The organism is Flavobacterium tyrosinilyticum (genome assembly GCF_023656565.1).
In the GTDB taxonomy this organism is placed as follows: domain Bacteria; phylum Bacteroidota; class Bacteroidia; order Flavobacteriales; family Flavobacteriaceae; genus Flavobacterium; species Flavobacterium tyrosinilyticum.
Window position 1 is genome coordinate 180,176 of record NZ_JAMOKG010000003.1, and the last position, 13,340, is coordinate 193,515.

Here is a 13,340-nt window from a genome sequence, read left to right on the forward strand (position 1 = left end):
GATTTCGTAATCAAAAAAAGTTAAATTCATAAAAAATCTGTGATAAACCGCCAAAAACTGGTATTTCATAATATTTTTTTAATAGATTTGTGTAATCGATTACATTAAATATTTCAAATTTAAAATGCATAATTTTATTTATTGAATAAAAATTCATAGCATAAAAAATTGAATTACCAGTAAATTGAAAAAAAGTTCCTAAGACACTAAATCACTAAGGTGCTAAGTTTCTCACTTGAATCTTAGCATCTTAGCCACTTAGAACCTCAGAATCTTAAAAATAAACTATAATATTATACGAATGAAAACTAACCGAATTAACCTTTTATGTGTAGCTCTCGCCTCTTTTGCTTTGAGTTTCAATACAGTTTCTGCACAAAAATCTGCTGATACTTATAAAAATATTGAGTTTAAAATGGCTGAAGTCCAAGAACCTGTAATTCCGAATTACAGTGTGAATCTAAAAGACTTTGGAGCTGTAAATGGCGGTTACGTTTTAAACACAAAAGCTTTTGCTGATGCTATAGATGCCCTTTCTAAAAAAGGTGGAGGAAAATTAATTATCCCACCTGGGATTTGGCTCACGGGACCAATCATTCTAAAAAGTAATATTGAGCTTCATGCAGAAAAAGGCGCTTTAATCAAATTCAGTACCGATAAATCTTTATATCCAATAATCGAAACAAGCTTCGAAGGTTTAAACACTTGGCGTTGTATCTCTCCTATTTATGGAAAAAACCTAGAGAATATTGCGTTTACCGGAAATGGTGTTTGGGACGGATCTGGCGAAGCTTGGCGACAAGTTAAAAAGAGTAAATTGACAGATGAACAATGGAAAAAATTTGTAGCTTCTGGCGGGGTTTTAAATGAAAAGAAAGACAGCTGGTATCCTTCTGAACAATATTTAAAAGGGGCTAAAGGTGCAGATCAGAACATTCGTCTTGACTTGAAAACGAAAGAAGATTTTGAAGCTATTCACGATTTCCTACGTCCAGTTTTGGTAAGCATTCAAAATAGTAAAAGAGTGCTATTTGACGGACCTGTTTTTCAAAATTCTCCAGCATGGAATATTCACCCGTTATTAATTGAAGATTTAATTGTTCGAAATATAACCGTTCGTAATCCATGGTTTTCTCAAAATGGTGACGGTCTTGATGTGGAATCTTGCAAAAATGTAGTAATTGAAAATTCTAGTTTTGATGTGGGAGATGATGCCATCTGTATCAAATCTGGAAAAGATAAAGACGGACGTGACAGAGGTGTTCCTTGCGAAAATATTATTGTAAAAAATAATATCGTATATCACGGACACGGCGGTGTTACGGTTGGAAGTGAAATGTCTGGAGGAGTAAAAAACCTGCACGTTTCTAACTGCACTTTTATGGGAACTGATGTTGGACTTCGTTTCAAAAGTACTCGCGGGCGTGGCGGTGTTGTAGAAAATATTTACATCTCAGATGTTTTTATGACTGATATTCCATCTCAGGCAATTTCTTTTGATTTGTATTATGGAGGAAAATCAATCGCTGAAACTTTAGCTGAAGGTGGAAATACAGTAAGCACAAAAGCAATTCCGGTAAACGAAGAAACACCTCAGTTCAAGAATATCGTAATCAAAAATATTACGATTAAAGGCGCTCAGCAAGCCATATTCTTACAAGGGCTTCCTGAAATGAATTTAGAAAATATTGAAATCACAAATCTTATCGCGAAAGCACAAAAAGGTTTTTCTATAATTGATGCTAACGGAATTAAAATCAGCAATGCACAATTAGATATCGAAGCTAAAAATGCTTTCGAAATTTACAATACTAAAAACCTTTCGCTGAAAAATATCGAGTTTAACCCTTCTTCATCAAATGCAATTACGATTAATGGTGAAGCAAGTAAGAATATTGATTTAAGTGGTTCTAAAATTAATTTTTCTAAGACGACAACTGTTGATAAAAACGTTCCTAAAAAAGCGGTTAAGTTTTAATTCGAAATTTTGAAATTTCAAACATAGCCCGTGGTTTCAACCACAGGGACGCAAGATTGTCACGTATTGCATTGCTCGCATTGTGTCCCATGGTCGAAACCAGATATATGTTTCTGTACCTTTTTAAAATAGGCCAAAGGCCTCAAAGCATCACCATAGGGCAACGCCCTATGAATTGATATAGACCGCCATAATAAAGCCCTGAAAGGGCGTAAGCGATTACGTGATTATTAATGCTTACGCCCTTTCAGGGCTTTTTTATGTGCCGTCTTCTTCATTATCACTGGGCGTTGCCCAGTGTTGATGATAGGAGCCTTTCAGGCTCTTTTACTTTCCGAGCTAACTTACATCATAACTTATAAGTTATAAAACTCATTCGCATTCTCAAACCAAATCTTATTCTGGTCTTCAATAGAAAACTTCGAAATATAATCTTCCAAAGTTTTTACAACTTCATTATAATCAGAAGCTACATTTAAAACTGGCCAGTCTGAGCCGTACATTAATTTATCAACTGGAAAGTTTTCAAAAATTACATCTAAATACGGTTTTAAATCTTCTGGCTTCCAGTTTTTCCAGTCGGCTTCTGTGACCATTCCTGAGATTTTACACCAAACGTTTTCGTATTTTGCAATTTCCTCAATGCCACTTTTCCAAATATAAATAGTTTCTGATTTAATATCTGGTTTTGCAATATGATCGATTACAAATTTTTGGTTTGGAAAATCTTTTACCAAACTTATCGCTGCAGGTAATTGGCGTTCGAAAATCAGAATATCATAAGTGTAACCGAATTTCTTTAAAGCTTGAATTCCATTTCTAAATGCTTCTCCAAACATAAAATCATCCGCTTCGCCTTGAACAACATGTCTAAAACCTTTTAATTTTTTTTGATCTGAAAAGAATTGTAAACGTTCTTCGATATTCTCATTTCTCAAATCTATCCAGCCGACAACTCCTTTTATAAAATCATTTTTAGAAGCCAAATCCAATAAAAAACGAGTTTCTTCTTCCGATTGGCTTGCTTGAACCGCCACACAGCCTTCAAACTGGTTTTCTTTTAATAAAGGTTCTAAATTCTCAGGAAGAAAATCTCTTTGGATATTCTGCATCGTTTCGTCAATCCAGCTGTCTCTAACGGGATCAAACTTCCAAAAGTGCTGATGGGAATCTATTCTTTTACTCATAACTTTTTAATTAACATCGCTGATTAAAGCACGGTCTAAATGTACGTAACCTCCATCCACATAAACAAATTGTCCTGTAGTATGCGATGATTTTTCTGAAATGACGAAAAGTGCTGTATCTGCAATTTCTTCTGTTTTCGTCATACGACTCTCTAACGGAATACTTTTATTGATTTTATTCAAAACCGTTTCACCATCTGGCAATGTTTTGATCCAATCTTCGTAAGCCGGCGTATAACTTTCAGCAATAATAATCGCATTCGAACGAATTCCGTACTGAATCAAATCTACTGCCCATTCTCTCGTTAACCCCAGAACTCCTCCTTTTGCAGCAGCGTAACCAGAAGTTCCTCCCTGACCAGTTAAAGCCACTTTTGAACCGATATTTAAGATATTTCCTTTTGATTCTTTTAAGTATGGAAGTGAATATTTAGCTAAAAGAAAATAACTTACAACATTCAATTTCAAAGAATCCATAAATTCCTCGTAAGAAGCATCTAATCCTGCACCATCATTTACTCCAACATTATTAATTATAGCATCGATTCTTCCGTATTTTGCTCCGATTACTTTTACAGCATTTTCTATTGCAACAGGATCTGTTACATCAGTTTGTACAAATAAAGAATTAACGCCTCTTTTTTGAAGTCTTTCTACGTATTCGAAACCTCTTGCATTTCTGTCAACTAAAACCGGAATTGCGCCTTCATCTGCCAATCTGTTCACGATTGTTTCTCCGATACTGCCTTCTTTTCCAGCCGAACCAGAAACGACAACTATTTTATTTTTTAAGTTTAAATCCATTTTTTGTGGGTATTTAAAGTTTAATAGTAGTTAGATTTTTTAAACACATAGAAACATAGTTTTTAAAACCACTTAAAAGGCGTTCCACTTGCATTAACACACATAGCTATGTGTTAAGAACTAGTTTCTTTTTTATTCTCTTTTACAAACAATAAAAATCTATGTTTCTATGTGTTTAATATTTATTCAGCATTTTTGTCATCCTGCGAAGGAAGGATCACACTAGAAATTCCACAATCTAAATCGTCAATCTTTGTCGATCAACTAATGCGATCCTTCCTTCGTCAGGATGACAAACAGTACTTCACAATATACTTTTAGTCTATTTCAATTAATGCCTTAATCACATTGTTTTTAGGATCAATCAAGTTTCCAAAATTATTAATCATTTCAGCAAAACTTGTTCTGTGCGTGATGTATTTTTTCGGATCAATTTTTCCTTCTTTCAAACATTTCATTACATATTCGAAATCTTCGATCGTTGCATTTCTACTGCTCATTAAAGTCGATTCTCTTTTATGGAAATCAGGATGACTAAAACTTAACTCTCCCTTTTGAAGTCCGACCAAAACAAATCTTCCGCCATGCGAAATATAATTAAAAGCGCTGTTCATCACTTTCTGATTTCCAGTCGCATCAATCACCACATTTGCCATGTCGCCGTTTGTTAATTCAGCTAATTTTTGCGCAACATCATCGTTTAACGGATTAATCGTTTCGTCTGCATTTAATTCTGTTTTACAGAAGTTTAATCTGTAATCGTTGATATCCATTACGATTACTTTTGCTCCGGCAATTTTAGCAAACTGAATCAAACCAATTCCAATTGGTCCTGCTCCCATTACCAAAACGGTGTCCGTTGGTTTTACAGCCGCCCTTCTAACTCCGTGCGCTGCAATTGCCAACGGCTCAACCAAAGCCAGTTCATCATAATCTAAACCTTGACCATGCAATAAATATTGTTCTGGAATCGACACATATTCAGCCATTCCGCCGTCAATGTGAACGCCGAAAACTTTAATATTTACACAGCAGTTTGTCAATCCGTTTCTACAAGCCACACATTTTCCGCAGTTGAAATACGGAATAAAAGTTACTTTATCGCCAGGCTTGAAACCTTCCGCATTTCCTTTTACATATTCCGCAGCCAATTCGTGACCTAAAATTCTTGGATATTCAAAATACGGCTGAGTACCACCAAAAGCGTGAATATCAGTTCCGCAGATTCCGATTCTTTTAATTTTCAATAAAACTTCCCCCTCTTTTGGTTCTGGAATACTGGTTTCTTTTAGTAAAAATTCCTGCGGTTTTTCGCAAACAATATATTTCATTTTTTGTTTCGTTTAAATTTCTAATTGGACTCGGATGATACAGATTCGCTATCGCGAAGACACGGATTAAACGGGTTCTTTATTAACTTTCTTACATATAAAATCCGTTCTAATCCGCGTTTTTACGAAGTAAATCAGTTTTATCCGCGTCACAATAACAGATAGTTATATTACTTTTTATATACTACAGCTTTTTGCTTACTAGTTCCTAAACCTTCAATTCCCAATTCAACAACATCGCCAGCTTTAATGTAAATAGGTTCTGGTTTTATTCCTAAACCAACTCCAGGAGGTGTTCCCGTGCTAATAATATCACCCGGAAGCAAAGTCATAAACTGACTTAAATAATGTACCAAATAAGGAATTTTGAAAACCAAATTTAAGGTGTTACTATCTTGGTACTTTTTACCATTTACCGTCAGCCACATTTTTAAATTGTCCACATCTGCGATTTCATCTTTTGTAGCCAAAAATGGTCCAAGAGGCGCAAAAGTGTCACTTCCTTTTCCTTTTGCCCATTGTCCGCCACGCTCCAGCTGAAAACCTCTTTCACTGTAATCATTTAGCAAAGCATAACCAGCCACATAATCTAAAGCTTCTGCTTCTTCAACGTAACTCGCTTTTTTACCCACAATAAAAGCCAATTCAACTTCCCAGTCTGTTTTTTCACTATTTTTCGGAATAATCAAATCATCATCTGGTCCGCACAAAGAGGTAGTTGATTTAAAGAAAATAATCGGTTCTGTCGGAATTGGAGCATTTGTTTCTTTACAATGGTCAATATAATTCAATCCAATGCAGATAATTTTTGAAGGACGAGCAACAGGAGACCCCAAACGTACCGAAGCATTAACTTCTGGCAAAGTTGGATTGTTTTCTAATGCTTTTTGTAATTTCTCTAATCCGTTTTCTTCAAAGAAACTTTCGTTAAAATCGGTTACAATCGAAGAAACATCATATCTCTTTTCTCCAATTAAAACTCCTGGTTTTTCTTTTCCGATTTCTCCAAAACGTATTAATTTCATAATCGTATATTTTTAATTGTTAGTTTATTTTTTCAGATGAAATGAGTTCACCAATTGTATATTATCGCAACAATTCTGCTTTTTTCAATTTCGAAATTCATCAAAAGAACAAAGTAAAATTAATAAATGTAAAAAATACAATTACAAAAATACTTTTTAAAAATTAATATCCGAGATATATTTCGTTTTCCTATTCTTAAAATGACTAAACTTTAAATTTTTATAACATTTTTTAGATGGTTTGTAGAAATTATATCACTAATTAAGCTTTTCTAGAAAAAGATTCTTTAATAAATAAAGGATTTCTTGTTCATTTAAATCTTATTTCTACTTTTGTAATTGTATTTTTTACATTTATTATTTCAAACGATTTCACTACTCAAAAATTCCTATACAAAAATGATAAAATTAAAAGGCATAACTTGGAATCATACAAGAGGTTTACTTCCAATGGTTGCTACATCGCAGCGTTTTACTGAACTACATCCTGATGTTGAAATTTCTTGGGAAAAGAGAAGTTTACAAGAATTTGCCGATGCTTCTATTGAAGACCTAGCCAAAAGATTTGATTTATTGGTAATCGATCATCCTTGGACAGGTTTTGGAGCTCAAACCAAGGCGATTCTTCCGTTATCTGATTATTTATCAAACGAATATATTAAAGATCAAGAAATTAATACGGTTGGCAAATCGTACGGAAGTTATGTTTTTCACGACAAATTATGGGCTCTTCCTATCGATGCTGCAACTCCGGTTGCTTCTGCCCGCTTGGATATTTTAGAAAAAAATAATTTAGAAGTTCCCAAAACCTACGAGGATTTATTGGCTTTAGCGAAAAAAGGTTTAGTCGCTTTTGCTGGAATTCCGGTAGATGTTTTAATGAGTTTTTATATGTTTTGCTGCAGTTTAGGCGAAGCTCCTTTTCTTTCGGAAGAAAAAGTGATTTCTGAAACTACAGGAATCAAAGCGCTTCAAATGTTTAGAGAACTGGCGCAGTTGATTGATCCAGCTAACTTTAACCGTAATCCAATTCAAGTTTACGAAGCAATGGTCAATTCAGACGAAATCGCGTATTGCCCTTTTGCTTACGGTTATTCTAATTATTCTCGCATTGGCTACAGCCAAAACCTTTTACATTTTTATGATTTAGTAAAACTGAATGAGAATCCGATGATTTCTTCTTTGGGAGGAACTGGATTGGCTGTTTCTTCATTCAGCGAACATATTGAAACCGCCATAAAATACGCCGAATTTACGTGTTCATCACAAGTACAGCAAAATATTTATACCGATAATGGCGGTCAGCCAGGACATTTACAAGCTTGGAAAAGCGAAAGAATTAATGGCGTGACGCATGATTATTTCAAAAATACACTTCCTGCGTTAGAACGTGCTTTCCTTCGTCCGAGATATTACGGTCACATGTATTTCCAAGATAACGCGGGAGATGTGGTTCGTAATTATTTGATGAATGGCGGAGACGAATTAAAAGTATTGGAAGAAATGAATTCGCTTTACGCGGAATCTCTAAAAATTCAGACGGTATGAGACCTTTAGAAGGATTAATTGTTCTGGAATTCTGCCAGTTTTTAGCAGGACCTTCAGCTGGATTAAAACTAGCCGATTTGGGCGCACGCGTTATCAAAATTGAGCGTCCTGTAAAAGGTGAAGCTTGCAGACAATTGAGCATCAAAGATTTATTTGTAGACGATAGCAGTTTGCTTTTTCATACGATAAACAGAAATAAAGAATCTTTTGCAGCCGATTTAAAAAATCCTGACGATTTAGTTTTGATCAAAAAACTGATCGAAAAGGCGGATATTATGACACATAATTTCAGACCCGGAGTGATGGAAAAAATCGGTTTAGATTTTGAAAATACGCTTTCTATTAATCCGCAGCTTATTTACGGAACCATTACAGGTTACGGAAATGAAGGTCCGTGGGCAAAAAAACCGGGACAAGATTTATTGTTACAATCGCTTTCTGGGTTAAGCTGGCTGAGCGGACGAAAAAGTCAAGGCCCAGTTCCTTTTGGATTGGCGGTTGCCGATTTAATGTGCGGAAATCATTTTGTGCAGGGAATTTTAGCAGCACTTCTAAAAAGAGCTAAAACCAAGAAAGGAGTTTTGGTCGAAGTGAGTTTACTGGAATCTATTCTCGATGTACAATTTGAAGCGATTACTTCTTTCTTAAATGATGGCGGTCAATTACCTGAGCGTGGCGACATTAAAGGAAGCGCGCATGCTTTTTTAAGTGCTCCCTATGGAGTTTACCAAACACAAGACGGTTATTTATCTCTTGCAATGGGCGATTTGCTCTTTATTGGAAAAACATTAGGTTTGGATTTAAACGCTTTCGCCGATAAACATCTTTGGTTTGAAAAACGCGACGAAATCAGAACGATTTTGAGTGAAAGAATTAAAACTCAAACTTCTGATTATTGGATCGAAATCTTGCAGAAAGAAGGCATTTGGTGCGGAAAAGTTTTTAATTACGAAGAATTAGACAATCAGCCTTTTGTAAATGAATTACAGCTGAAACAAACCGTAAAAAATACCGAAGGCGAAACTTTGGTAACCACCAGAAGCCCCATTCAGTTGGACGGTGAAATTTTACTTAGCGAAAAAGCAGCACCAAAAGTGGGACAAGACAATTTGAATATACACGAACAGTTTATTCGCTAGATTGTTGAATCGTTTATTTGTTTAATCGTTTAATCGCATTAAACAAATCGACAAATTAACGGTTAAACAAATACAACGATTAAACGATTAAACCATAAAAAACGGTTAAACAAAAAAATGAAACCATTAGAAGATTATTTAATTGTAGATTTCAGTCAGTTTCTTTCGGGGCCGTCGGCGAGTTTGCGTCTGGCCGATTTGGGAGCGCGTGTCATAAAAATTGAAAAACCGGGAACGGGAGACATCTGCCGTACTTTATATACTTCCGATTTGATTATGAACGGCGAATCATCGGTTTTTCATACCATCAACAGAAACAAAGAATCTTTTGCGATTGATTTTAAACAACCAGAAGAGCTTCAAAAACTAAAAAAACTATTAGCCAAAGCCGATGTTGTGATGCATAATTTCAGACCTGGAGTTATGGAACGCATTGGATTGAGTTATGAAGAAGTAAAAAGCATTAATCCAAATGTGATTTACGGATCAATTTCAGGTTTTGGAGAACATCCAGATTTGAAAGATTTGCCGGGACAAGACTTGCTTTTACAATCTTTAACGGCACTAACTTGGTTAAGCGGCAATCAAGAAGATGGACCAGTTCCGATGGGATTGTCAATTGTTGACATGCTTGCTGGAGCGCATTTGGCACAAGGAATTTTAGCCGCTTTATATCGAAAAGCAACTCATAATATTGGCGCACAAGTACAAGTCAGTATGCTAGAATCGGCATTTGATTTTCAGTTTGAAACAATTACTACTTTCTTTAATGACGGAGGCGAATTGCCAGTTCGAACTAAAACGAATAATGCACACGCATATTTAGGCGCGCCATACGGAATTTACAAAACCAAAAATGGTTATTTAGCACTAGCAATGGGCTCGATTCCTGTTTTGGCTTCTTTGCTGAAATGCGATGCTTTATTGGCTTTCCCTGAAAATAAATTTACGCTTAGAGACGAAATCAAAAATATCCTTGCCGATCATCTGCAAACGCAGGAAACACAGTTTTGGTTAGATATTTTAGAACCAGCCGACATTTGGTGCGCAGGAGTTTTAAACTATCAGCAATTATTTGCTGAAGATGGATTTAAGGTTTTAAATTTTACGCAGCAAGTCGAAATGCTTGACGGATATACGTATAAAACAACACGCTGTCCGATCAAAATTGACGGTGAATATCTGACTTCTGGAAAAGGTTCGCCGAAACTGGGTCAGGACAATGAAAAAATTATTAAAGAATTTATTGACTGCTGATGGAAAAAATTAGAATCGCTATTCGAAAATTCGATCCGTTCGAAAGTACACTTCAAAAGTTGTGGGATGCATTTTCAATTCAAAACAATATAAAAATTGAAGCCGAAATGGTTGCATTGGAACTTCATGATTTATATGAAACCACAATTTCAGATAAAGGTCTAAAAGAAGGAAAATGGGATATTGCTCATATCAATACCGATTGGATTTTTGATGCTGCAAACGAAAATGCGGTTCTTAATTTGTTTTCCTTAATTGGAGAAAATCCGCCAGAAAACTATCCATTTGGGTGGCATAAATCGCTTTTGCATTTACAAAAATTAAGTAATGGCATTTTCGGACTTCCGTTTCACGATGGCCCAGAATGTCTGATTTACAGAAAAGATTTATTCGAAAACGAAACAGAAAAAGAGAATTTTAAAAAACAGTTTGGTTACGAACTTGCTACGCCAAAAACGTGGCAGGAATTTTCAGAAATTGCCACATTTTTTAATCGTCCCGAAAATAATTTATACGGTGCCGTTTTTGCGAATTATCCAGACGGACACAATATGGTTTTTGACTTCTGTCTGCAATTATGGACACGCGGCGGTTCTTTATTAAACAAAAAAAATCAGATTGATATTCATAACGAAGCAGCGATAAAAGCATTGGATTTTTATCGAAAAATAGTCAATGACAAAAATGCTGTTCATCCTAAATCGAGAGAATTTGGTTCGGTTGAAGCAGGTTTGGCTTTCGCCGAAGGACAAGCAGCAATGGCAATCAACTGGTTCGGATTTGCTTCTATGGCAGAAGTAATTGAAGAATCGAAAGTGAAAGGAAAAATCGATATCACTTCCCTCCCATCCGATCCTAGTCACAAAACAGCTTCTTTAAATGTATATTGGCTGTATACCATTGGCTCTGGAAGCAAACACAAAAAACTGGCTTACGATTTTTTACGCTTTGCCACTACGCCAGAAAGTGACAAATTATTGACCACGGAAGGTGGAATTGGGTGCCGAAAATCAACTTGGAAAGACGCAGAAATTAATACTTTAATTCCGTTTTATCACAAACTGGAAATGCTCCATGAAAATGCATTGACACTGCCTCAAACGCCAATCTGGCCAAAAGTAGCTGAACTTATTGACGGCGCAGTTTTAAAAGCTATTGAAACCGATATTTCATCGGCAATAGTTTTAGAGGAAACTCAGAAAAAAATTAGAGAATTAAGTCAAGGAACAACATTACACGGCTCTGTCAAGAATTAAACTTGACAGGCTTAATTTCAAAATATAGAACAAATGAATATTCCCTATAAACCTTTACTTCCCCAAACAGAGCAACCTATTGTAATTATTGGAGCAAGCGGAATTGTAAAAGATGCGCATCTTCCTGCTTACGAAATGGTTGGTTTTAAAGTTTTTGGTATTACCAACAGAACGATTTCGAAAGCGTACGATTTACAGAAACAATTTAAAATCGATCATGTTTTTGAAAGTGTTGCAGATGCGGTTAAAAATGCGCCCTCAAATGCTGTTTACGATATTACAGTTTTACCAGATCAATACATTGAAATTTTAGAACAATTGCCAGACGGAGCTGCGGTTTTGATTCAGAAACCAATGGGAAATGATTTGGCTCAGGCACGTGAAATTGTAGCAGTTTGCGAAAGAAAAAATCTGGTTGCTGCCATCAACTTCCAACTGCGTTTTGCTTCTTTTGTAAGCGCTGCAAGATATTTAATTGATCAGGGAATTATTGGCGAATTATACGATTTAGAATTCAAAGTTACCGTAAATACGCCTTGGGAATTGTTTCCTTTAATAAAAGAACACCCAAGATTGGAGATTCTTTTCCATAGCGTGCATTACATTGACTGTATTCGATCTTTTCTGGGAAATCCGAAAAGCGTAATGGCAAAAACAGCCAAACATCCGCTTAAGAAATTATCATCGAGCCGATCTACTATTATTTTAGATTATGGCGAAGATAAACATGTTGTCATCAATACGAATCACGATCATCATTTTGGTCCAAAACACGAAGAAAGCTACATAAAGTGGGAAGGAACAAAGGGCGCTGTTAAAGCAAAAATGGGCTTATTGATGAACTATCCTGACGGTCTTCCTGACGTTTTTGAATATGCTTTAGCAAAAAAAGATAACGAAAAGGAATACGAATGGACAGAAGTGAAACTGGAAGGTTCTTGGTTTCCAGAAGCTTTTATTGGCGCAATGTCTAATCTGATGCGCTACAAAGAAGGTTCTGACTCAACATTATCTGCCAGCGTTCAGGATGTTTTAGGCACAATGAAGGTTGTGGAAGCTTGTTATGTGAGCAGTAAAAATGGCGGAATTTCTTTTGATGAAGTGTAATTAAAACACTATATTTCAAAACCAAAAAAAACAAATTTAAGCCTACTTTAAAACGAACGTTATTTTGACATTTATTTTAAGTAAGGCCGATAAAAAATATCAAGATTATGTATTTTAAATCGACTTTTTTCGAAGATTATCAAATCGACGATAAACGAATAACTTTAGGCAGAACAATCACAGAAACTGATTTTGTGGTTCACGCCGGACACACGGGAGATTTCTTCCCGCACCACATGGACGAAGAATGGTGCAAAACACAACCTTTCGGACAAAGAATCGCACACGGAACTATGGTTTTTGCCATCGGAATCGGATTAACAGCTTCGGAAATAAATCCAGAAGCTTTTTCTAGAGGTTACGACAAAATGCGTTTTGTAAAACCGGTGCATATTGGTGACACTATTCATTCTGAAATTACTATTTCTGAAAAAGGAGAAGCCAAAAATCCAGAAATGGGAACCGTAACCGAACATGTAGAAATCATTAACCAGCGCGGTGAAGTCGTTTTGGTATGTGATCACTTACTTTTAGTGAAGAAAAAATGATTTTTCTTCAAGTGACAAAGATACAAAGTTGCAAAGGCACAGAGGTTTCTAAACTTTGAACCTATGAATCTTTTGCCACTTCGAATTCGATAAAAACAAAGAAGATTGGACAAATCGACAAAATTTTAAAAAACTTTTAACCTTTGTCTCTTTGTCACTT

General features: G+C 35.6%; 11 protein-coding genes. 7 read left to right on the forward strand and 4 right to left on the reverse strand.

Translation table 11 applies throughout. The annotated features are described in order from the left end of the window. The first annotated feature begins 301 nt into the window (after nucleotides 1-301). On the forward strand, nucleotides 302-1,978 hold the full coding sequence (locus tag NCC77_RS15305) for a glycoside hydrolase family 28 protein (RefSeq protein ID WP_250836365.1): 1,677 nt from the start codon (nucleotides 302-304) through the stop codon (nucleotides 1,976-1,978). Between the two features lie 356 nt (nucleotides 1,979-2,334). Here NCC77_RS15305 and NCC77_RS15310 read toward each other — a convergent pair whose 3' ends face one another. The 4 genes from NCC77_RS15310 to NCC77_RS15325 form a co-directional block, all read right to left on the reverse strand. Continuing rightward, nucleotides 2,335-3,165, reverse strand: coding sequence for an amidohydrolase family protein (locus NCC77_RS15310; RefSeq protein ID WP_250836366.1), 831 nt, complete (start codon nucleotides 3,163-3,165; stop codon nucleotides 2,335-2,337). Nucleotides 3,166-3,171: 6 nt separating this feature from the next. Further along, a complete protein-coding gene (locus NCC77_RS15315) occupies nucleotides 3,172-3,969 on the reverse strand; it encodes an SDR family oxidoreductase (protein WP_250836367.1) in 798 nt (265 codons plus the stop codon). A 317-nt stretch (nucleotides 3,970-4,286) separates the two neighbouring features. Then, a complete protein-coding gene (locus NCC77_RS15320) occupies nucleotides 4,287-5,300 on the reverse strand; it encodes a zinc-binding alcohol dehydrogenase family protein (protein ID WP_250836368.1) in 1,014 nt (337 codons plus the stop codon). 170 nt (nucleotides 5,301-5,470) lie between these two features. Continuing rightward, entirely contained in the window at nucleotides 5,471-6,325 is an 855-nt protein-coding gene (locus NCC77_RS15325) for a fumarylacetoacetate hydrolase family protein (RefSeq protein WP_250836369.1), read from the reverse strand. A 399-nt stretch (nucleotides 6,326-6,724) separates the two neighbouring features. Here NCC77_RS15325 and NCC77_RS15330 point away from each other — a divergent pair, with 399 nt between their 5' ends. The 6 genes from NCC77_RS15330 to NCC77_RS15355 all read left to right on the forward strand — a co-directional run bounded on the left by NCC77_RS15330 (nucleotide 6,725) and on the right by NCC77_RS15355 (nucleotide 13,180). Next, the gene (locus NCC77_RS15330) at nucleotides 6,725-7,873 is read left to right on the forward strand and encodes an ABC transporter substrate-binding protein (RefSeq protein ID WP_250836370.1); all 1,149 of its coding nucleotides are present in this window, start codon (nucleotides 6,725-6,727) and stop codon (nucleotides 7,871-7,873) included. After that, a complete protein-coding gene (locus NCC77_RS15335; protein ID WP_250836371.1) occupies nucleotides 7,870-9,012 on the forward strand; it encodes a CaiB/BaiF CoA transferase family protein in 1,143 nt (380 codons plus the stop codon). Before NCC77_RS15330 ends, NCC77_RS15335 begins: the two co-directional genes overlap by 4 nt. Before the next feature lie 117 nt (nucleotides 9,013-9,129). Then, nucleotides 9,130-10,269: a CaiB/BaiF CoA transferase family protein gene (locus NCC77_RS15340; protein WP_250836372.1), complete on the forward strand. Its 1,140-nt coding sequence runs from the start codon at nucleotides 9,130-9,132 to the stop codon at nucleotides 10,267-10,269. Next, the gene (locus tag NCC77_RS15345; RefSeq protein ID WP_250836373.1) at nucleotides 10,269-11,525 is read left to right on the forward strand and encodes an extracellular solute-binding protein; all 1,257 of its coding nucleotides are present in this window, start codon (nucleotides 10,269-10,271) and stop codon (nucleotides 11,523-11,525) included. Before NCC77_RS15340 ends, NCC77_RS15345 begins: the two co-directional genes overlap by 1 nt. A 33-nt stretch (nucleotides 11,526-11,558) precedes the next feature. Next, nucleotides 11,559-12,632 (forward strand): Gfo/Idh/MocA family protein, encoded by a 1,074-nt coding sequence (locus NCC77_RS15350; protein ID WP_250836374.1) that lies wholly within the window; start codon nucleotides 11,559-11,561, stop codon nucleotides 12,630-12,632. A gap of 107 nt (nucleotides 12,633-12,739) precedes the next feature. After that, nucleotides 12,740-13,180: a MaoC/PaaZ C-terminal domain-containing protein gene (locus NCC77_RS15355; RefSeq protein WP_250836375.1), complete on the forward strand. Its 441-nt coding sequence runs from the start codon at nucleotides 12,740-12,742 to the stop codon at nucleotides 13,178-13,180. Nucleotides 13,181-13,340: the final 160 nt, after the last annotated feature.

What these genes read in the sequence shown, in the direction of transcription:
- NCC77_RS15350 (WP_250836374.1), top strand. Translation starts at nt 11,559, where the DNA reads ATGAATATTCCCTATAAACCTTTACTTCCCCAAACAGAGCAACCTATT.
- NCC77_RS15320 (WP_250836368.1), bottom strand. Translation starts at nt 5,300, where the DNA reads ATGAAATATATTGTTTGCGAAAAACCGCAGGAATTTTTACTAAAAGAA.
- NCC77_RS15345 (WP_250836373.1), top strand. Translation starts at nt 10,269, where the DNA reads ATGGAAAAAATTAGAATCGCTATTCGAAAATTCGATCCGTTCGAAAGT.
- NCC77_RS15355 (WP_250836375.1), top strand. Translation starts at nt 12,740, where the DNA reads ATGTATTTTAAATCGACTTTTTTCGAAGATTATCAAATCGACGATAAA.
- NCC77_RS15310 (WP_250836366.1), bottom strand. Translation starts at nt 3,165, where the DNA reads ATGAGTAAAAGAATAGATTCCCATCAGCACTTTTGGAAGTTTGATCCC.
- NCC77_RS15305 (WP_250836365.1), top strand. Translation starts at nt 302, where the DNA reads ATGAAAACTAACCGAATTAACCTTTTATGTGTAGCTCTCGCCTCTTTT.
- NCC77_RS15340 (WP_250836372.1), top strand. Translation starts at nt 9,130, where the DNA reads ATGAAACCATTAGAAGATTATTTAATTGTAGATTTCAGTCAGTTTCTT.
- NCC77_RS15315 (WP_250836367.1), bottom strand. Translation starts at nt 3,969, where the DNA reads ATGGATTTAAACTTAAAAAATAAAATAGTTGTCGTTTCTGGTTCGGCT.
- NCC77_RS15330 (WP_250836370.1), top strand. Translation starts at nt 6,725, where the DNA reads ATGATAAAATTAAAAGGCATAACTTGGAATCATACAAGAGGTTTACTT.
- NCC77_RS15335 (WP_250836371.1), top strand. Translation starts at nt 7,870, where the DNA reads ATGAGACCTTTAGAAGGATTAATTGTTCTGGAATTCTGCCAGTTTTTA.
- NCC77_RS15325 (WP_250836369.1), bottom strand. Translation starts at nt 6,325, where the DNA reads ATGAAATTAATACGTTTTGGAGAAATCGGAAAAGAAAAACCAGGAGTT.